This window comes from Plantibacter sp. PA-3-X8, from assembly GCF_003856975.1.
GTDB classification, from domain to species: domain Bacteria; phylum Actinomycetota; class Actinomycetes; order Actinomycetales; family Microbacteriaceae; genus Plantibacter; species Plantibacter auratus.
Genome location: NZ_CP033107.1, coordinates 566,040 through 583,455 on the forward strand (window position 1 = coordinate 566,040; position 17,416 = coordinate 583,455).

Below are 17,416 nucleotides of genomic sequence, written 5' to 3' on the forward strand. Positions count from 1 at the left end.
CTTCTCGATCGGGGTGAGAAGGCCAACGGTACGCCTATTGATACTGATTCTCAAAATCGTCCGGCTGGAAGGTTCCTGAGCAGGTGTACTCAGTCGAGCAGCAGCGCCGGCTCCTCGATGATCGACGCGACGTCCGCCAGGAAGCGGCTCGCGACGTCGCCGTCCACCACGCGGTGGTCGAAGGAGGCGCCGAGCGTCGTCACGAACCGACTGCGCACCTCGCCGTCGACGACCCACGGCTTCTGCTTGATCGTGCCGAGCGCGACGATGCCGACCTCGCCCGGGTTGAGGATCGGGGTGCCGGTGTCCATGCCGAAGACACCGATGTTCGTCACCGTGATCGTGCCGTTCTGCTGGTCGGCCGGCGGCGTCTTGCCGTCGCGGGCCGTGAGCGTGAGGGTCTCGAGGGCGCGCGCCAGCTCGAGCAGGCTCATCGCCTGCGCCTCCTTGACGTTCGGGACGATCAGTCCGCGCGGAGTCGCGGCGGCGACGCCGAGGTTCACGTAGTGGCGGACGATGATCTCCTGGTCGGTCCACTCGCTGTTGACCGTGGGGTTGCGGCGGACCGCCCAGATCATCGCCTTGGCCATGATGAGCAGCGGCGAGACCTTGACGCCGGCGAAGTCCGTCGAGTTCTTCAGGCGCTTGACGAACTCCATCGTGCGCGTCGCGTCGACGTCGACGAAGAGGGAGACGTGCGGCGCGGTGAAGGCGCTGCGGGTCATGGCCGTCGCGATGGCCTTGCGGACGCCCTTGACCGGGATGCGCTCCTCGCGCTCGTCGGCCCACTCCGGCGTCTCGATGTTGCGGAACACGCTCGCCTGGCTGGCCTCACGGATGACGTCGTCGCGGGTGATCTCACCCGCGAGCCCGGTGCCTTCGATGGCCGTGAGGTCGACCTCGAGGTCCTTCGCGAGCTTCCGGATCGGCGGCTTGGCGATGACCGGCAGCGCGGACGCGGCGGGGATGCTCGACGGAGGCTGGCGGCGCACGGGCGGCTGCGGGGTGACGGCCGGGCTCGCCGGCTCGACGACCGGCGTCGCGCCACGGCCCCGGCGACGGCTCGAGGTGCTGCCGGCGCTGCCGTACCCGACGAGCACGGCACCAGGGCGCGGCTCTTCGGCAGGAGAGACGCTCGCCGCGGTGTCGGCGGCCAGCGTGGCCTCCTCCGACTCGACGACCGCCGGTGCAGGCACGGTCGGCTCGGCGGTCGCTGCCCCACCACCGGTGCTCACGCTGATGATGGGCGTCCCGACGTCGACGGTCTGGCCCTCCTCGACGAGCAGGGCGCCGACAGTGCCGGCGAACGGCGACGGGAGTTCGACGAGCGACTTCGCGGTCTCGATCTCGACCAGCACCTGGTTGACCGAGACGGCGTCGCCCGGCGCGACCTTCCATGCGACGATCTCGGCCTCGGTCAGGCCTTCGCCGACGTCCGGCAGTTCGAACTGGAGATCACTCATCGTGGTTCCTCGTCTTCCTTCGGTGTTCAGTACGCCAGCGAGCGATCGACGGCCTCGAGGATGCGGTCGGCATCCGGGAGGTAGACGCCTTCGAGCTTCGCCGGCGGGAACGGGGTGTCGAACCCGGACACCCGAAGAACGGGTGCCTCGAGCGAGTAGAAGGCACGCTCGGTGACGGTCGCCGCGATCTCCGAGCCGACGCTCGTGAAGCCGGGCGCCTCCTGCACGTAGACGAGGCGGCCGGTTCGGCGGACGGATTCGACGAGCGGGTCGTAGTCGATGGGCGACAGCGAGCGCATGTCGACGACCTCGACGCTCGTGCCCTCGGTGGCGGCCAGTTCAGCCGCCTGCAGCATGACGCTCACGATCGCGCCGTGTCCGGCGAGGGTGACCTCCGTGCCGGTGCGGACGATGCGGCTGCCGTGCAGTGGCGCGGCCGAGCCGTCGAGGTCGACCTCGCCCTTCGGCCAGTAGCGGCTCTTCGGCTCGAGGAAGACGACCGGGTCGTTCGAAGCGATGGCCTCCTGGATCATCCAGTAGGCGTCGTTCGGGGTCGACGGGCTGACGACGCGGAGGCCGGCCGTGTGGGCGAAGTACGCCTCGGGGCTCTCCTGGTGGTGCTCGACCGCGCCGATGTGTCCGCCGTAGGGGATCCGGATGACGACGGGCATCTGCAGCTTGCCCTCGTGCCGGTTGGTGAGCTTCGCGAGCTGCGTCGTGATCTGGTTGAAGGCCGGGAACACGAAGCCGTCGAACTGGATCTCGCACACCGGACGGTAGCCGCGCATGGCGAGACCGATCGCGGTGCCGACGATGCCGGACTCCGCCAGCGGGGTGTCGAGGACGCGGTCGCCGCCGAACTCGGCGTGCAAGCCCTCGGTGACGCGGAAGACGCCGCCGAGCGGGCCGATATCCTCGCCCATCAGCAGGACCTTGTCGTCCTCGGTCATCGCCTTCCGGAGGCCTGCGTTCAGCGCCTTGGCCATCGGCATGGTGGTCGTCGTCATGCGTTGCCTCCTTCGAGCGAGGCCTCGTAGCGTTCGAGCCAGGCCTGTTGCTCGACCATGAGCGGGTGCGGTTCGGAGTAGACGCCGTCGAAGATGACCTCTCGGCCGGGCGCTTCGAGGGCGAGCGTGCGGATGCGGGTGTCCTCCGCGAGTGCAGCAGCCTCCTCGTCGACCTCGGCGAAGAACGCGTCGGAAGCGCCGAGACCCTGGAGGTACGTCTTGAACCGGACGATCGGGTCGCGGGCGATCCAGGACTGGAGTTCGTCGTCGGTGCGGTACTTGGTCGGGTCGTCGCTCGTGGTGTGGGCGCCGACGCGGTAGGTCATCGCCTCGATGAGGCTCGGGCCGTGGCCGGCGCGGGCGTCGTCGAGGTGCTTCGCCGCCGTCGCGTAGCTCGCGAGCACGTCGTTGCCGTCGATGCGGACGCTGTCGAGGCCGAACCCGGCTGCGCGCTGGTAGAGCGGCTCGCGGGCCTGGCGGGAGACGGGGACGGAGATGGCCCACTGGTTGTTCTGCAGGAAGAACACCTGCGGCGTCTGGTAGCTGGCGGCGTAGATGTACGCCTCGTTCGCGTCACCCTCGGAGCTCGAGCCGTCGCCGAAGTAGACGAGCACGGCCGTGTCGCGGTCGGGGTCGCCGGTGCCGACGGCCTTGTCGAAGTTCAGGCCCATCGCGTAGCCGGTCGCGTGCAGGGTCTGAGCGGCGAGCACGAGGGTGTACAGGTGCATGTTGCCGTTGGACGGATCTGCCGGGTCCCAGCCGCCGTGCGTGTTGCCGCGCATGAGGCGGACGATGTCGATGGGGTCGACACCGCGGATCATCGCGACGACGTGTTCGCGGTAGGAGGGGAAGATGTGGTCCTGGGCTCGCGCCGCACGCGCCGAACCGACCTGTGCCGCCTCCTGCCCGTGACTCGGCGGCCACAGCGCCATCTGGCCCTGGCGCTGCAGGTTCGTCGCCTCGATGTCGAAGGCGCGGACGTTCGCCATGTCGCGGTAGAACTGCTGCAGGTCGGTCTCGGTCAGGCGATCGAGGAACGGCTGATAGCGCTCCGCGTGTTCGTTCGGCGCGAAGGTGCCGGCCGCGTCGATGAACTGGACGCTGGGCACGGTGGGGTCGTCTCCGGAACGGCTCATCGTGAGCGCACTCCCTCTCGTGTCGGGTGGTCGGCCGGCAGTCCGGCGAGGATCTCTGCAGCGGCGGCGAGGAGCGGTTCGATCGACTCGGCTTCACCGATCGAGATGCGGACGCCGTCGCCGGGGAAGGCGCGGCCGACGATGCCGTGCGCGAGGAAGGTCTCGTTCGCCGCGGCCGTCTGCTCGCCGAGGCCGAACCAGACGAAGTTGCCCTGTGCCGCGGGGATGAACCAGCCCTGCTCGCGGAGTGCGGCGGCGAGGTCGTCGCGTCGGGCGGTGATGACCGCGACGCGGGCTCGGATGTCCTCGGCGTTCGCGAGTCCGGCGATGGCCGCCTGCTGCGCCGGCGCGGTGCTGGAGAGCGGGATGGCCGCGTTGCGGGCGCCGTCGAGGACGAGCTCGTGGCCGATGGCCCAGCCGACGCGGAGGCCGGCGAGTCCGTAAGCCTTCGAGAAGGTGCGGAGCACGACGAGGTTCGGGTGCTCGTCGAGGAGCGGGATGCCGTTGACGGCGTCGTCGTCGGTGACGAACTCGCGGTAGGCCTCATCGAGGAGGACGAGCACGTCCGACGGCACGGAGCGGAGGAAGGCGAGGAAGGCGGCGCGCTCGACGACCGGGCCCGTGGGGTTGTTCGGCGTGCAGACGATGACGACGCGGGTGCGGTCGGTGACGGCTGCGGCCATCGCCTCGAGGTCGTGGGAGCCGTCGGGCCGGTTCGGGACGCGCACGGACGTCGCGCCGGCGACGGTCACGAGACCCGGGTAGGCCTCGAAGGATCGCCAGGCGAAGACGACCTCGTCTCCCGGACCGGCGGTGGCGGTGATGAACTGGCTGAGGAGTGCGACCGAGCCCGCCCCGATGTGGATGCGTTCCGGCGTGACGCCGTTGGCTTCGGCGAGCGCCGTGCGCAACGCGAGTGCGGCGCCGTCGGGGTAGCGGTGGGAGTTCGCAGCCGTGTCGGTGATGGCCGAGAGGACGGCGTCGAGCGGCGGGAACGGGACCTCGTTGCTGGAGAGCTTGAAGGCGTCGGGTGCGGCCGGCTTGCCCTGACGGTAGGGCGGCAGATCTGCGATCTCCGGACGGAGACGGACCGGGCTCCGGCCCGGCTGAGCGGCCGGCTGGGCGGTGGTTGGCAGGTTGTCACTCACTCGACGAGTCTAGGCCGCGAAGGATACCTGCGTCGGAATGCAGTGCGCCGGTCCGAATCGGCCCTTTGCCCGCCGTGGCAAGGGTGGGAGGATTGCCGTCATGGGACGTTTTCTGCTGAACCTGATCGTCAACGGCTTCGCCATCTGGGTCACCACCCTCATCGTCGCCGGTGTGAACGTGACACCGTACGCGCCCGGCGGCACGCTCGAGACGATCCTGACCTTCGCGCTCGTCGCCCTCATCTTCGCGGTCGTGAACACCATCATCGGCTCGGTCATCAAGGTGCTCGCGTTCCCCCTCTACATCCTCACACTCGGCCTGATCGGGCTCCTCATCAACGGGCTCCTCCTCCTCATCACCGCAGGCATCAGCGGCTGGTTCGGCTTCGGCCTGACCGTCGACGGCTTCTGGTGGGGCGTCCTCGGGGCGATCGTCATCTCGATCGTGAACTGGCTGCTCGGCATCGTCATCCGCCCGAAGACGGAGGACTGACACTCAGCTCCACCACCCGGTCACGGGAGGACCTTGTCGGCCCGGTACTGCCAGACCTCCCCGGTGCCGGTGAGCCCGGCGAGGGGGTCGATCGCTGGCGTGAGCCGCTCCTCCGAGGACTGGTCGATGAGGCGCGCCGTCTCCCGGTAACGGTCGAGATTGTGAGCCGGAAGGGGATCGTCACCGGCCGGCGGTGGTCCTCCGTCGTACAACGAACGCTGGACGACAGTACCCCCGTTGAGTGAGTCGCGTCGTTCACCGGAGAGCGCGGGGATGACGTCCTCGGTGTGTTCGACATGGGTGCGCGGGAGGTCGTCCGCGAAGTCGACCGATTCGACCGGCGATCCGAAGGTGACGACCGAGGAGTCGTAGGTACCGCTGGCAGCGATGCGGGACGCGATGATGCCGCCCTGGGAGTACCCGACGTGGAGCACGGAGGCGCCGTCCGGGATACCCGCGAGTCGCATGGCTTGGAGGGTCGCTTCGGCGCTCTCCGCCTCCAGACCTGCGACCGCGTTGACATTGCTGCGGTTGTCGAAGGGCTCGGTCGACGTCTCAGGGAACCCGGTCTCGATGGTTCCACCCGACCAGACGATCCACTGGTCGGCGCCGGAGGCGTCCTCGTACCGCTCGATCCTGATCTGCGGGGAGCCCGCTCCCCCGTGCGGCATCCGCTCGACGAGGTCCTCGTACCGGGTCGGAGGTTTCAGGGGCGCCGGAGCGCCCTGGGCCTTCACCTCGACCGTGCGGACCGGCGCCGCGGGAGTGAGGAGGCCGGCACGGTCGACTCCGCGCAGTGCGACCGCGGCCGCGAACGCCACCCCGGTGATGCCCTCCTCGCTCAGACGGTTCGCGTCGAGCATCGCCGGCAGACCGAACGCGCTGATCATGAACTCGTCGGAACCCGATACGACTCCGCGCACGAGGGCGACGAACGCGGGTGACGACATCAGCTCACGCGCAGTCTTCGCCGAGACCTCATCGAAGCCGTCCTGCAGGTCCGAGGACAGCAGCCCCAACATTCCGCGGAACACGGTCCTGATGAGCGTCACCTCTCCAACGGCGGCGAGGACACCGAGCGGGATCAATGGGGAGGCTCCCAGGACCCATCCCGCGGCGCCTCCGGTGAACGTGAACAACGATTGGACCATCCGCTCGAGCTCTCCGTATTGCTCCGCCCCGACGATGAGATGCCCGCCCAACCGGCTCGCGTCGTCGCTCGCACGCCGCAAGCTGGTGGCGGCCTTCGCAGCCGCCCCGCTTCCCGCCCCCGCATCGGCTTGGGGAACGATCGTCGGGCCGACGGGCACCAGGGACACGTCGTCGGTCGACACCGATTCCACGCGGTCGGCCCAGCTCGCGCAGGCCTCGCCGAGTTCGAGGAGCAACGCGCCGAGGAGCAGGTGATCCTCAGTGGCGACGGCTACGACGCCTCCTCCTCGGATGGTGAGGTCGTCGCTCATCTTCCACTCCCGTCGGCGATCGACGATGCCGCCCCACGAGCGCTTCGGAGTCCCTCATCGAGTGCAGAGGCCGATTGACGAAGCACTGCGGTCAGTTCGTCCGCGGACCAGGAGAACTGCACGGCTGCTGGACCGACCCACTCGAGACCGCTGCGCGCTTGCGCGAACCTGAGGATCTCCGGCTCCAGTTCGAGCAGGACGTCCTCGAGACATCGAGCGCGCCCCTCGAGTATCGAGGCAACCTCCTCTGCCGTCGACTGCGACGGGAAGCCCATCGCCAACGGGTCGTACTCCAACGCCATGTCCCCTCGCCCTCCGCCCGCCCACCGCCGGCATCACGCTCGACTCTGCCCAACCGGCGGAGCGGTCACGCCGGCACACCGTGCTGATGTGGAGGAAGCCGACCGGAGTGGGACTGTGGAGCGGAGTCAGCTGAGAACGGTTCGACGGCTCGGGCGCGGTCGGCCAGAATAGACGCATGAACACCCTCGGGGAGGCCGACCCCGGCACGACCCCGTTCCGCGTGTGCTTCGTCTGCGCGGGCAACATCTGTCGATCCCCGATGGCCGAGAGCGTCTTCACCGACCTCGTCGCGGCCGCCGGGCTGGAGCGGGTCGTGGAGGTCTCCTCCGCCGGCACCGGCGACTGGCACGTCGGCGAGCACGCCGACCACCGCACGGTCACCGCGCTGCGAGCGCACGGCCACGACGCCACCGCCCACCGGGCCAAGCAGTTCGACCCCGACCGCTTCGACAGCTACGACCTCGTCGTCGCCCTCGACCGCAGTCACGAACGCATCCTGCGGGCCTGGGCGGGCAACGACGCCGACCGCTCCAAGGTGCACCTGCTCCTGAGCTTCGACAGCACCTCCGGGACCCGCGACGTACCCGACCCCTATTACTCGGACGCCCAGATGTTCGAGACCGTCCTCGGCATGATCGACCATGCCTGCAGATCCCTCTTCCACCAGCTCGAACCAGCACTGACCCAGGGAGCCACCCCATGACCGAATTCCCCGCCCAGCCGCTCAGCCCGCTCGACGGTCGCTACCGCCCCGCCGTGACGGCGCTCGGAGAGTACCTCTCGGAGGCCGGCCTGAACCGCGCCCGCGTGCAGGTCGAGGTCGAGTGGCTCGTCTACCTCACCGAGCACTCCATGTTCGGCTCCTCCCCGCTCACCCCGGCGGAGATCGAGCAGCTCCGCGCGCTCTACCTCGACTTCGGCCAGGCCGACATCGACTGGCTCGCCGAGAAGGAGGCCGTCACGCGTCACGATGTGAAGGCCGTCGAATACCTCGTGCGCCACCGCCTGTCCGAGCTCGGTCTCGACCGCATCGCCGAACTCACCCACATCGCCTGCACGAGCGAGGACATCAACAACCTCTCCTACGCGCTCACCGTGTCGCAGGCCGTCCGCGCCATCTGGCTGCCGAAGCTGCGACTCGTCCTCGACTCCCTGCGCACCAAGGCCGTCGACTTCCGGGCCGTCCCGATGCTCGCCCGCACGCACGGCCAGCCGGCGACGCCCACCACGATGGGCCGCGAGCTCGCCGTCACCGTCTACCGACTCGAGCGCATCGCCCTGCAGATCGAGGCGAACGAGTACCTCGGCAAGTTCTCCGGCGCGACCGGCACCTTCGCCGCCCATGTCGTCGCCGATCCCGATGCGGACTGGCCCGCCATCTCGCGCGAGTTCGTCGAAGGACTCGGCCTCGACTGGAACCCGCTGACGACGCAGATCGAGTCGCACGACTGGCAGGCGGAGCTCTACGGCAAGATCTCCCACGCCAACCGCGTGCTGCACAACCTCGCCACGGACATGTGGACGTACATCTCCATCGGCTACTTCCGGCAGATCCCGGTCGCGGGCGCCACCGGCTCGTCGACCATGCCGCACAAGGTCAACCCGATCCGTTTCGAGAACGCCGAGGCCAACCTGGAGCTGTCGAGCGCGATCCTCGACTCCCTCGCCGCCACCCTCGTCACCTCGCGACTCCAGCGCGACCTCACCGACTCGAGCGCCCAGCGCAACATCGGTGTCGGGTTCGGCCACTCGCTGCTCGCCCTCGACAACATCCTCGGCGGCCTCGGACAGATCGACCTCGCGGAGGACGTGCTCGCCGCGGACCTCGACCACAACTGGGAGGTGCTCGCGGAGGCCATCCAGACGGTCATCCGCGCCGAGGTGACCGCCGGTCGCTCGAGCATCGAGGACCCCTACGCGCTCCTCAAGGAGCTCACGCGCGGCAAGCGTCTCGGGCAGGCGGAGCTCGTCGAGTTCGTCTCCAAGCTCGACATCGGCGACGCCGCGAAGCAGCGCCTGCTCGAGCTCACCCCGGCGACGTACCTCGGACTCTCCGACGACCTGGTGGACTACCTGCCGTAGGTCGCCCATCGACAGGCTCGGGGAGCGGGAGACCGGTCACCGAGCCTGTCGGCGTGCGCCCTTCGACAGGCTCAGGGACCGGAGGGAACGCTCAGGGAGCGGAAGGAACGCTCAAGGACCGGAAGGGACGCTCAGGGACCGGAGGGAACGCGCGGGACCCGGCAAGACGCCGAAGGACCGGAGGGAACGCGCGGGACCCGGCAAGACGCCGAAGGACCGGAGGGATCGCTCAGGGCCAGAGGGACGAGACGGTCAGTGGCCGGAGGGGCACGGCGGACGCTTGTCGTCGCCGTCCTGCTCGTCGAGGTCGAGCTTCTCCTGGAAGTCGGGCTTCACGGCGAGCGCCAGCATCGCGAGGACGACGAGCGAGGCGATGAACGCGATGCCCAGGCCGATGAGCGACAGGACGATCTCGCGGGTCGACATCAGGACGACGACGCCGGTGAAGACCCCCATGACGCCCGAGAGCACGAGGAGCTCGATCGGCTGCAGGACGTCGTCGCGGTTGGGCTTGCTCATGATGCGGCTCCAGCCGTGCCGGTGGTGTCGTCGGTGGCTGCGCCGGTGACCGGGCGCTTGCCCGCCCACCGCAGCGACAGTCCGCCGATGACGAGGTAGACGCCGATGATCGCGGCGTATGCCCCGACGAGGCCGACGACGACGATGTCCGCACGGAGGACACCCTCGACACCTCCCGGGGCGGCGAATCGCTGCTCGAGTCCGGGCGGGACGAGGAGCGTCGCGATGGCGAGCAGCACCGTGAAGGCACCGACCGCGGTCCAGTCCTTCGCCGCGGCGAGGCGTCCGCGCCAGCGGATCCCGCTGTACAGCTCGAGGAATCCAGTGAGGGCCGCCCACAGGGTGACGACGTAGAGGAAGATGCTCAGCCCGCCGCCGCTCACGAGCAGCGAGAAGACGCCGGTCACGACGCCGATGACGCCCTGGCCGAGGAAGAACGCGCGCGTCACGGTGTCGGAGAAGTTCGGGAAGGCGAAGGCGCCGACGATCGCTCCGGACAGCAGCGTGAAGACCCCGAAGACCACGAGGCCGAACTGCGAGGAGTGGCCCTGCGTGAAGGTGACGACCCCCGCCGTGGCGAGCGCGATCACCGCACGCAGGATCGGGACCATCCAGTACCGATCGTGCTTGGCGCCGTCGAACGGAATGCTGGGCACGGTGAACGTCTCATCTCTTGCAGGAAGTCCCCTCCAGCTTACGCGGTCCTGCGGGCGACGCGGACCGGGGTCAGGGTGCCCTGGGTGGGACCGACAGGCCCGCGGCGAGTTCCGCGAAGACGGCCTCGGCATCGGCCCGATTCCGAGTCAGCGGTGACGCCTGCCCTGCCCAGAAGCCCTGGAGGTCTGCGACGCCCCGTTCGGAGGCGACGGTGCGGAACCGCCCGGTCAGCCAGTTCTGGACCGGGAACGGGGCGACGACCCCCGACGCCTCGATCTGGCGCAGCACCCGGTTCGGGACACCCCGGCCGAGCCTGCCGCTCATCGCGCGCGTGAGGACGGTGCCGTCGGCGGGCGTCGAGACGATGGCCGCCCGATGCTCGGCCGTCGCAGCGGAGACGCTCGTGCGGAGGAAGGCGGTCCCGACCTGCACGCCGGCCGCGCCGAGCACCCGGGCAGCGGCGACACCACGTCGGTCGGCGATACCGCCGGCGGCGATCACCGGGACGTCCAAGGCGTCGACGAGTTGCGGGATCAAGGCGACCAGACCGACGAGGGAGTCCTCGGCCGCTCGCAGGAACGAGACGCGGTGGCCGCCGGCCTCCATGCCCGTGCCGACGACGACGTCCACGCCGCCCTCCTGCAGGGCGAGCCCCTCGGCAACCGTGGTCGCCGTCCCGACCACGACGATGCCCCGCTCGTGCGCCGCGTCGACCACCGGCCGCGGCGGAACCCCGAAGACGAAGCTGACCACGGCGGGCCGCGCGTCCAGGACGGCCTCGATCTGCTCGTCGAACGGCGGCACGTACCGGGCCGGGCGATCGGGCAGCTCGAGCGACAACTCGTCGAACACGGGTCGGAGCGCCTCGACCGCGGCTGCGAAGGACGCCTCGGAGTCGTCGGGCGACAGCTCGTCTCCACGCGGCAGCCACAGGTTCAGCGCGAAGGGCGCCGCGGTCCGCTCGCGGAGCGCCGTGACCGTCCGCTCGATGCGCTCGGCGTCGTAGCCGTACAGACCGAAGGAACCGAGGCCGCCCAGCTCACTCACCGTCGCGGTGAGTTCGACGGAGGACAGGCCTCCGAAGGGGCCGAGCACGATCGGGACGTCGACAGGAAGGGCACGCACGCCACCAGTATGTCCCGCCCCTCTTGCGGGCGAAACCGGATCGAAACATGATGGACATCAAACAACTCACTTTGAGCTGTTTACTGAGTGCATCGACGCACGCCCACAGAGGAGCTCCACCGCCATGACCCTGACCATCGCCGGACTGCAGCACCACGGCGTCCCCGGAGACGTCGAGGCGAACCTCGCGCTCGTCGCCGACGCCGCCCGACAGGCATCGGATCGCGGCGCGGATCTGCTCGTCACCCCCGAGATGTTCGTCACCGGCTACAACCTCGGAGACCGCCTCGCCCCGCTCGCCACGCCGGAGCTGGTCGACCGGGTCGCCGCCATCGCCGGCGAGACCGGGATCGCGATCCTCGCCGGCCTCCCCGAACCGCTCCCCGGTGGAGCCGTCGCGAACGCCGTCGTCCTCGTCGGTCCTGACGGGACGGAGCTACTCCGCTACCGCAAGACGCACCTGTTCGGCGAGCTCGACCGACAGCTCTTCGTAGCCGGTGACACCCTCGCACCGACCGTGGACCTGGGTGGCGTCCGCGTCGCCGTCCTCATCTGTTACGACGTCGAGTTCCCCGAGACCGTCCGCGCGGCGGCCCTCGACGGTGCTGACGTCGTGATCGTCCCCACCGCGCAGATGGAGCCGTACGCGCACATCGCCGAGCGGCTCATCCCGGTGCGCGCCTGGGAGAACCAGGTCCACCTCGTCTACGTCAACCGCGTCGGCTCCGAAGGGGACCTCACCTACGTCGGCCACAGCAGCATCGTCGGCCCGGACGGCGTGGTCCTCGACGCGCTCGACGCGGACGCCGTCGGTCTCATGATCGCCACGATCGATCCCGAGGCCACCAAGCGCGCCAGGCAGGAGAACCCCTACCTCGCCGACCGCCGCGCCGAGCTGTATTGAAGGACCCCGTCCCTCCTCCCCTCCCCCTCCGAGTCCCCCGACCCCCCTGGAAAGTGACCTCATGACCGTGAACCCCATCGCCGAGCCGCGTCAGCGCCTCGACGGCCAGCTCGGTACCGGCTCCATCGTCTTCATGGTGATCGCCGCCGCCGCACCACTCACCGTGATCGGCGGCAACGTCCCCATCGCGATCGGCACCGGCAACGGCGCCGGAGCCCCGATCGGCTTCGCCCTCGCCGCCGTGATCCTCCTCGTCTTCTCCGTCGGCTTCGTCACCATGACGCCGTTCGTCCGCGAAGCCGGCGCGTTCTTCTCCTATGTGACGGCCGGACTCGGCTCTCGCCTCGGTCTGGGTTCCGCGTTCACCGCACTCGTCGCCTACACGGCGATCCAAGTGGGCGTGTACGGCTACATGGGGTGGGCGCTCGACGACCTCGTCACGTACTTCGGCGGCCCGAGCCTGCCCTGGTGGCTGTACTCCTTCGCGACGATGGCGATCGTGGCGGTGCTCGGCTACCGGCACATCGACCTGAGCGCGAAGGTGCTCGGCATCGCCCTGACGCTCGAGATCCTCGTGGTCGTCGTGCTCGACGTCGTCGTCTTCGCGACGGGCGGCGCGGACGGCATCGCGGTCGAGACCTTCGACCCCGCCAACATCTTCACCGGTGGAATCGGCGTCGCCGTGCTCTTCGCCCTCACCGGTTTCATCGGATTCGAGGCGACCGCGGTCTTCCGAGACGAGGCGCGCAACCCGGAACGCACCATCCCGCGAGCAACGTACCTGGCCGTCGTCATCATCGGTGTGTTCTACGCCATCTCCTGCTGGGCGCTCGTGACGGGCGTCGGCGCGGGGAACGCCGTCGCGGTCGCCCAGCAGACGCTCGCCGGCGAGGGCAACCTCCTGCTCGACACGACGACGACCTACCTCGGCCCGATCATGCGCGATGTCGTCCAGGTGCTGCTCATCACGAGCCTGTTCGCGTGCGTGCTGTCCTTCCACAACGTCATCGCGCGCTACCAGTTCACACTGGCGCAGAAGTCGGTGCTGCCCGCCCGCCTCGGCCGGCGCCACCCCGCACACCACTCCCCGTCGACCTCCTCGATCGTGCAGACGGTGACGGCGGCCATCGTCCTCGCAGCACTCGCACTCGCCGGCCTCGACCCGCTCGTCGGGGTCTTCGGATCCATGGCCGGGGTGGCGACCGTCGGGATGGTGCTGCTCATGCTGACGACCTCGATCGCCGTCCTCGTGTTCTTCGCGCGGCGACCCGAGCTGGTCGCCGGCCGCACCTGGGGTGCGCGGGTGTTCCCGATCCTCGCGGTGGTCGGACTCGCGTTCGCGCTGTGGCTCGTGCTGTCGAACTTCACGCTCGTCACCGGCGGAAGCGTCACCGTGAGTGTCGTGCTCGCCCTCATCCCCGTGGTCGCCATGCTGATCGGTATCGTGTTGGGGAAGCGGTTCCCCCTGGACGCCGAGCCGGACGGCGCGGTGAGCGAGGCGACCGCCGACCAACCGACCGCCGGCTGAACCAGGGTCGCGGAGTCGATCAGCGACGAGACGAGGGTGCCATGGATCTGGGTTCGCCCTCACTCGGAGCGATCCGACGCACGACCGCCGTCGACACCGTCCGCGCGCGGATCTCGCTGGCGCTGGAGCTCGGGATGCTGGTGCCCGGCCAACGGCTCCCGGCACCCGAGGAAGCGGCTCGAGCGTTCGGGGTCAGCGAGATGTCGGTGCGTCGCGCGTATCGGGCGTTGAGCGACGAGGGCGTCGTGGTCCGGCGGCAGGGCAACACGGGTGGCACGTTCATCGCGGATGCGCCCGCGGTGGGCACCGTGCCCGAGATCGCCGCTTACCGCGAGGACGCCGTCCACGTGCACGCGCTCATCGACCAGCGCGCGACGCTCGAAGCCGGGCTGGCGGCGCGGGCCGCCGCTGCACCGGAGGCGGCCTCCCTGCATCGACTCGACGACCTCGTGGCGACCATGCGGACCGAGCCGGACTGGAGCCGGTTCCGCGAGGCCGACGCGGCGTTCCACGCCGAGCTGGCGGTGTCGGCGGGCGTGCCGGGCGCGGCCGACCTCCATGACCGCGTGTCCCGCGAGCTGTACTCCTACTTCATCCCCTACCGGATCGAGTACCTGCGCGCGTCGAACGAGGAGCATGCTCTGCTCGTCGACGCCCTCCGCATCGGCGATGCGGCAGCAGCGAGTCGCCTGGCGTTCGACCACGTCGCGGAGCTCCACCGCTCGATGTACGTCGGCCTCGCGGGCCCCGGATCCACCGAGAGTGCGCAATCCGCTCCCTGAACGACTCGGCAACGACCGAACGCGCACTCTCGGTGAGCACTCTGTGGAGAGCGACAGCGAGCGTCAGCTCGCGATCGGCACGATGGGTCGATGTCCCGCCATCGCTCGCTCCCGCCACGGCTCCGCGGCACGGCGTTCGCGGTCGGGGACCGCGCGCTGCACGGCGAGACGAACGGGAGACTGCGCGGCAGTGATCTCGAGGCACCGTTCTGGGGTGTGCGCTCGGTCGACGTCGACCTGGGTGACGTCTTCGGGCGCTGCGCGGCGTTCTCCCCTCGGCTCCGACCGGGGTGGGTCTTCAGCCATCTCACTGCGGCGGCGCTCCTCGGCGCCCCGCTTCCGAACTCCTGCAAGCAGGCCACGGACCTCCACATCGGCGCGCTTCACGGAGTGCAACCCGCGCGTGGCCGAGGCGTCGTCGGTCACCGGCTTGCCGAGGCGACCCGCACGACACAGGTCCGAGGCTTCACCCTCACCGCCCCGGCGGACACGTTCGCGCTCCTGGCGACGATGCTCGAGCTGCCCGACCTCGTCGCTGTCGGCGACTTCCTCGTATCGGGGTCGCGATCTCGAGGCGGCTCGCGCGTCGACATACACACGACGATCGACGAACTCACTGCTGCTGTAACCGCTTACGGCTCTCGTCGGTCGGCTCGGCTTCTCCGCGCTGCCCTGCCACTCGTCCGTATCGGCGTCGACTCCCGTCCCGAGACACACTTACGACTCGCGCTCATCGACGCGGGCATCCCCGAGCCGAGCGTCAATCCACCCGTGCAGGTGGACGGGGGCACCGCGGTGCTCCATCCGGATCTCGCCGAACCTCGCCTCCGCATCGCGTATGAATACGAAGGCGACCTGCACCGCACCGACCAGCAGCGATTTCGCACCGACATCGTTCGCAGGGAGCGGTTCGAGGCAGCAGGGTGGCGGGTCGTCCGCGTCACTGCGCACGACCTCTTCGTCGACCGCGCATCATTCATCGCTCGGGTCCGGCGACTTCGGAGGCTCGTCGAAAGTGCTCATTCCGCTCGCTGATGCCGCCCGAGAGCGCAGAACGAGCACTCTCGGCGAGGCGTCACGGCTGGGGCCGGAAATCCGACATGCGCCGTACTAAGGCATAGTGGGGACGGGTTCACCCCCGCCGCGAAGGAGTGAGAGCATGATCGACAAGGCCTCGATACAGGACTTCCCGCCGATGACGGCATCGCTGCTGGCGGACAATTCCGGCGTGTTCCGCGTCGGCACCGCCGAGCAGTACCTGACCGCCACCGACGAGGGAACGGCCCGCCGCCAGCTCGTCGAACTGATGCAGGCGGAGGCCCGGAAGGCGGGTCGACCGATCCGCGTGACGGTGACCGACCCGACGAGCGTCACCGTGCTCCTCATCGGTGTCGACGGCGAACTGCAGGAGGAACCGCAGTCCACAGCGCCCGCGCGCACCGTGCAACGGTCCACGCCACCGCCCGCAACGGCACAACGTGTGCCGCTCATCCAGGCGCCGCCGCCCACGCCCGCGCAGCCGGCACCCGCGCGCCCGGCCCCGGCTCAGCCGCCGACACCGCCCCGTGCCTCGCCCGTCCAGCCGTCGACACCTGCGCCGGTTCCGGCGCAGCCTACGCCGCCGGTCTCCGCCAACCCACAGGCGACCACGACGCCGCAGCCCGTCCCGCCGCAGCGCCCGACCGTGCAGCAGCCCGCGTTCGGCACACCGCCGTTCCAGCCGGTCTCGAACCAGCCGAACGCGCAGCAGCCGGTGCCGGCGCAGCGGGCGGTCCCGGTCCAGCAGTCGGTGCAGGCACCGCCGGTCGCGCCCGCGCAGCAGCAGCAGCCCCCGGTCCCACAGCAGCAGCAGCAGCAGGCTCCGGGCCAGCCGGCCGCCACGGCTCGACGAGACCTGCGCGATGCACCCTCGTTCCTCGCGCCGCCCACGATCGGCCCGGCGCAGCACGGGCTCGCCGGCCTGCTCAACAAGCTCGGCTTCTCGGTGCCGCCGTCCGCGAGCGAGCGCGCCGAGCGTGACGACGTCCACGCCGTGTCACGCCACTTCCCGAGGCGTCGCACCATCTCCGTCGCGAACCAGAAGGGCGGCGCCAACAAGACGCCGACCGTCGTCAACCTGTCGTCCGTCTTCGCCCGGTACGGCGGTGGCGGCGTCGCGGCCTGGGACAACAACGAGACCATGGGCACGCTCGGCTGGCGGACCGAGCAGGGCGGCCATGATTCGACCGTCCTCGACCTCCTCGCCGCGGCGAGTGACCTCCTCTCCCCCGGCGCCGAGCGAGCCGACCTGTCGCGGTTCGTCCACCACCAGCCCGGCGACAAGTACGAGGTGCTGCGATCCGCGGCCGATGGCGAGCATGTGGTGACCGCCGACGAGGTCGACCTCGTCCATCGCGTCCTCGCGAAGTACTACCGCCTGATCGTCATGGACTCGGGCAACTCTGCCGGTGCCCCCAACTGGCGGCGCATGGTGGAGCTGACCGACCAGCTCGTCATCCCGACCACGACCGTCGAGGACAAGAAGGAGGGCGCGCGGCTCACCCTCACCGCCGTCAGCCGCGTGAGCGAGCGCGGTGCTGAACTCGCGCGGAACGCCGTCGTCATCGTCTCCGAGGCCGAGGCCAAGGACACGTCGATCGCCAACGCGTACGCCGAGGACTTCCGCCCCTACGTGCGCGATGTGGTCGTCGTCCCCTTCGATCCCGCGTTGAAGAACGGCGTCATCCGTCACGACGCCCTGCGGTCGAGCACGCAGCGGGCGTGGCTCGCAGCGGCAGCCGCGGTGTCGCGCGGACTCTGACCGGGC

At 69.8% G+C, this 17,416-nt stretch carries 17 protein-coding genes; 8 read left to right on the forward strand and 9 right to left on the reverse strand.

Annotated elements, in window-relative coordinates; genetic code table 11:
- Window positions 1-89 precede the first annotated feature (89 nt).
- Genes EAO79_RS02765 through EAO79_RS02780 form a run of 4 tightly spaced genes read right to left on the reverse strand, consistent with a single transcriptional unit; the run spans window position 90 to window position 4,754 of the window.
- Window positions 90-1,463, reverse strand: coding sequence for a dihydrolipoamide acetyltransferase family protein (locus EAO79_RS02765; protein WP_124767695.1), 1,374 nt, complete (start codon window positions 1,461-1,463; stop codon window positions 90-92).
- 26 nt (window positions 1,464-1,489) lie between these two features.
- Window positions 1,490-2,470 carry an alpha-ketoacid dehydrogenase subunit beta gene (locus tag EAO79_RS02770; RefSeq protein ID WP_079704170.1) on the reverse strand — a complete coding sequence of 327 codons (981 nt, stop codon included), beginning with the start codon at window positions 2,468-2,470 and terminating at the stop codon, window positions 1,490-1,492.
- The gene (locus tag EAO79_RS02775; RefSeq protein ID WP_124767696.1) at window positions 2,467-3,606 is read right to left on the reverse strand and encodes a thiamine pyrophosphate-dependent enzyme; all 1,140 of its coding nucleotides are present in this window, start codon (window positions 3,604-3,606) and stop codon (window positions 2,467-2,469) included. Before EAO79_RS02775 ends, EAO79_RS02770 begins: the two co-directional genes overlap by 4 nt.
- Window positions 3,603-4,754, reverse strand: coding sequence for a histidinol-phosphate transaminase (locus EAO79_RS02780; RefSeq protein WP_241160968.1), 1,152 nt, complete (start codon window positions 4,752-4,754; stop codon window positions 3,603-3,605). Before EAO79_RS02780 ends, EAO79_RS02775 begins: the two co-directional genes overlap by 4 nt.
- 100 nt (window positions 4,755-4,854) lie before the next feature.
- Between EAO79_RS02780 and EAO79_RS02785 the strand changes: the two genes are divergently transcribed.
- Window positions 4,855-5,247, forward strand: coding sequence for a phage holin family protein (locus EAO79_RS02785; RefSeq protein WP_124767697.1), 393 nt, complete (start codon window positions 4,855-4,857; stop codon window positions 5,245-5,247).
- Between the two features lie 20 nt (window positions 5,248-5,267).
- On the opposite strand, the gene EAO79_RS02790 is transcribed toward EAO79_RS02785, so the two are convergent.
- Together EAO79_RS02790 and EAO79_RS02795 are read right to left on the reverse strand one after the other, a co-directional pair.
- Complete coding sequence (locus EAO79_RS02790) at window positions 5,268-6,710, reverse strand: hypothetical protein (RefSeq protein WP_124767698.1); 1,443 nt, start codon at window positions 6,708-6,710, stop codon at window positions 5,268-5,270.
- Window positions 6,707-7,012 carry a hypothetical protein gene (locus tag EAO79_RS02795; protein WP_124767699.1) on the reverse strand — a complete coding sequence of 102 codons (306 nt, stop codon included), beginning with the start codon at window positions 7,010-7,012 and terminating at the stop codon, window positions 6,707-6,709. Before EAO79_RS02795 ends, EAO79_RS02790 begins: the two co-directional genes overlap by 4 nt.
- Window positions 7,013-7,188: 176 nt before the next feature.
- Between EAO79_RS02795 and EAO79_RS02800 the strand changes: the two genes are divergently transcribed.
- Together EAO79_RS02800 and purB are read left to right on the forward strand one after the other, a co-directional pair.
- Window positions 7,189-7,716 (forward strand): low molecular weight protein-tyrosine-phosphatase, encoded by a 528-nt coding sequence (locus EAO79_RS02800; RefSeq protein WP_079704175.1) that lies wholly within the window; start codon window positions 7,189-7,191, stop codon window positions 7,714-7,716.
- Complete coding sequence (gene purB, locus EAO79_RS02805) at window positions 7,713-9,095, forward strand: adenylosuccinate lyase (RefSeq protein WP_064296029.1); 1,383 nt, start codon at window positions 7,713-7,715, stop codon at window positions 9,093-9,095. Before EAO79_RS02800 ends, purB begins: the two co-directional genes overlap by 4 nt.
- A 252-nt stretch (window positions 9,096-9,347) precedes the next feature.
- Here the strand turns inward: purB and EAO79_RS02810 are convergent, their stop codons facing one another.
- From EAO79_RS02810 to EAO79_RS02820, 3 genes are all read right to left on the reverse strand, one after another.
- Window positions 9,348-9,614 (reverse strand): hypothetical protein, encoded by a 267-nt coding sequence (locus EAO79_RS02810; RefSeq protein ID WP_124767700.1) that lies wholly within the window; start codon window positions 9,612-9,614, stop codon window positions 9,348-9,350.
- Complete coding sequence (locus EAO79_RS02815; RefSeq protein WP_192003894.1) at window positions 9,611-10,270, reverse strand: hypothetical protein; 660 nt, start codon at window positions 10,268-10,270, stop codon at window positions 9,611-9,613. Before EAO79_RS02815 ends, EAO79_RS02810 begins: the two co-directional genes overlap by 4 nt.
- A 70-nt stretch (window positions 10,271-10,340) precedes the next feature.
- Window positions 10,341-11,396, reverse strand: a complete 1,056-nt coding sequence (locus EAO79_RS02820) for a nitronate monooxygenase family protein (protein WP_124767701.1) — start codon at window positions 11,394-11,396, stop codon at window positions 10,341-10,343.
- A 124-nt stretch (window positions 11,397-11,520) separates the two neighbouring features.
- Here EAO79_RS02820 and EAO79_RS02825 point away from each other — a divergent pair, with 124 nt between their 5' ends.
- The 5 genes from EAO79_RS02825 (at window position 11,521) to EAO79_RS02845 (ending at window position 17,410) form a co-directional block, all read left to right on the forward strand.
- Complete coding sequence (locus EAO79_RS02825; protein WP_206428268.1) at window positions 11,521-12,300, forward strand: carbon-nitrogen hydrolase family protein; 780 nt, start codon at window positions 11,521-11,523, stop codon at window positions 12,298-12,300.
- 61 nt (window positions 12,301-12,361) lie between these two features.
- Entirely contained in the window at window positions 12,362-13,828 is a 1,467-nt protein-coding gene (locus EAO79_RS02830) for an APC family permease (protein WP_124767702.1), read from the forward strand.
- A 41-nt stretch (window positions 13,829-13,869) separates the two neighbouring features.
- Complete coding sequence (locus EAO79_RS02835; RefSeq protein ID WP_124767703.1) at window positions 13,870-14,610, forward strand: FadR/GntR family transcriptional regulator; 741 nt, start codon at window positions 13,870-13,872, stop codon at window positions 14,608-14,610.
- A 90-nt stretch (window positions 14,611-14,700) separates the two neighbouring features.
- The gene (locus tag EAO79_RS02840) at window positions 14,701-15,645 is read left to right on the forward strand and encodes a hypothetical protein (protein WP_124767704.1); all 945 of its coding nucleotides are present in this window, start codon (window positions 14,701-14,703) and stop codon (window positions 15,643-15,645) included.
- A gap of 124 nt (window positions 15,646-15,769) precedes the next feature.
- The gene (locus EAO79_RS02845) at window positions 15,770-17,410 is read left to right on the forward strand and encodes a chromosome partitioning protein ParA (protein WP_124767705.1); all 1,641 of its coding nucleotides are present in this window, start codon (window positions 15,770-15,772) and stop codon (window positions 17,408-17,410) included.
- Window positions 17,411-17,416 lie beyond the last annotated feature (6 nt).

Excerpts from the sequence above, each read along its gene's own strand:
- EAO79_RS02835 (WP_124767703.1), top strand. The coding sequence starts at position 13,870 with ATGGATCTGGGTTCGCCCTCACTCGGAGCGATCCGACGCACGACCGCC.
- EAO79_RS02810 (WP_124767700.1), bottom strand. The coding sequence starts at position 9,614 with ATGAGCAAGCCCAACCGCGACGACGTCCTGCAGCCGATCGAGCTCCTC.
- EAO79_RS02775 (WP_124767696.1), bottom strand. The coding sequence starts at position 3,606 with ATGAGCCGTTCCGGAGACGACCCCACCGTGCCCAGCGTCCAGTTCATC.
- EAO79_RS02790 (WP_124767698.1), bottom strand. The coding sequence starts at position 6,710 with ATGAGCGACGACCTCACCATCCGAGGAGGAGGCGTCGTAGCCGTCGCC.
- EAO79_RS02825 (WP_206428268.1), top strand. The coding sequence starts at position 11,521 with ATGACCCTGACCATCGCCGGACTGCAGCACCACGGCGTCCCCGGAGAC.
- EAO79_RS02785 (WP_124767697.1), top strand. The coding sequence starts at position 4,855 with ATGGGACGTTTTCTGCTGAACCTGATCGTCAACGGCTTCGCCATCTGG.
- purB (WP_064296029.1), top strand. The coding sequence starts at position 7,713 with ATGACCGAATTCCCCGCCCAGCCGCTCAGCCCGCTCGACGGTCGCTAC.
- EAO79_RS02845 (WP_124767705.1), top strand. The coding sequence starts at position 15,770 with ATGATCGACAAGGCCTCGATACAGGACTTCCCGCCGATGACGGCATCG.
- EAO79_RS02765 (WP_124767695.1), bottom strand. The coding sequence starts at position 1,463 with ATGAGTGATCTCCAGTTCGAACTGCCGGACGTCGGCGAAGGCCTGACC.
- EAO79_RS02770 (WP_079704170.1), bottom strand. The coding sequence starts at position 2,470 with ATGACGACGACCACCATGCCGATGGCCAAGGCGCTGAACGCAGGCCTC.
- EAO79_RS02800 (WP_079704175.1), top strand. The coding sequence starts at position 7,189 with ATGAACACCCTCGGGGAGGCCGACCCCGGCACGACCCCGTTCCGCGTG.
- EAO79_RS02830 (WP_124767702.1), top strand. The coding sequence starts at position 12,362 with ATGACCGTGAACCCCATCGCCGAGCCGCGTCAGCGCCTCGACGGCCAG.
- EAO79_RS02795 (WP_124767699.1), bottom strand. The coding sequence starts at position 7,012 with ATGGCGTTGGAGTACGACCCGTTGGCGATGGGCTTCCCGTCGCAGTCG.
- EAO79_RS02840 (WP_124767704.1), top strand. The coding sequence starts at position 14,701 with ATGTCCCGCCATCGCTCGCTCCCGCCACGGCTCCGCGGCACGGCGTTC.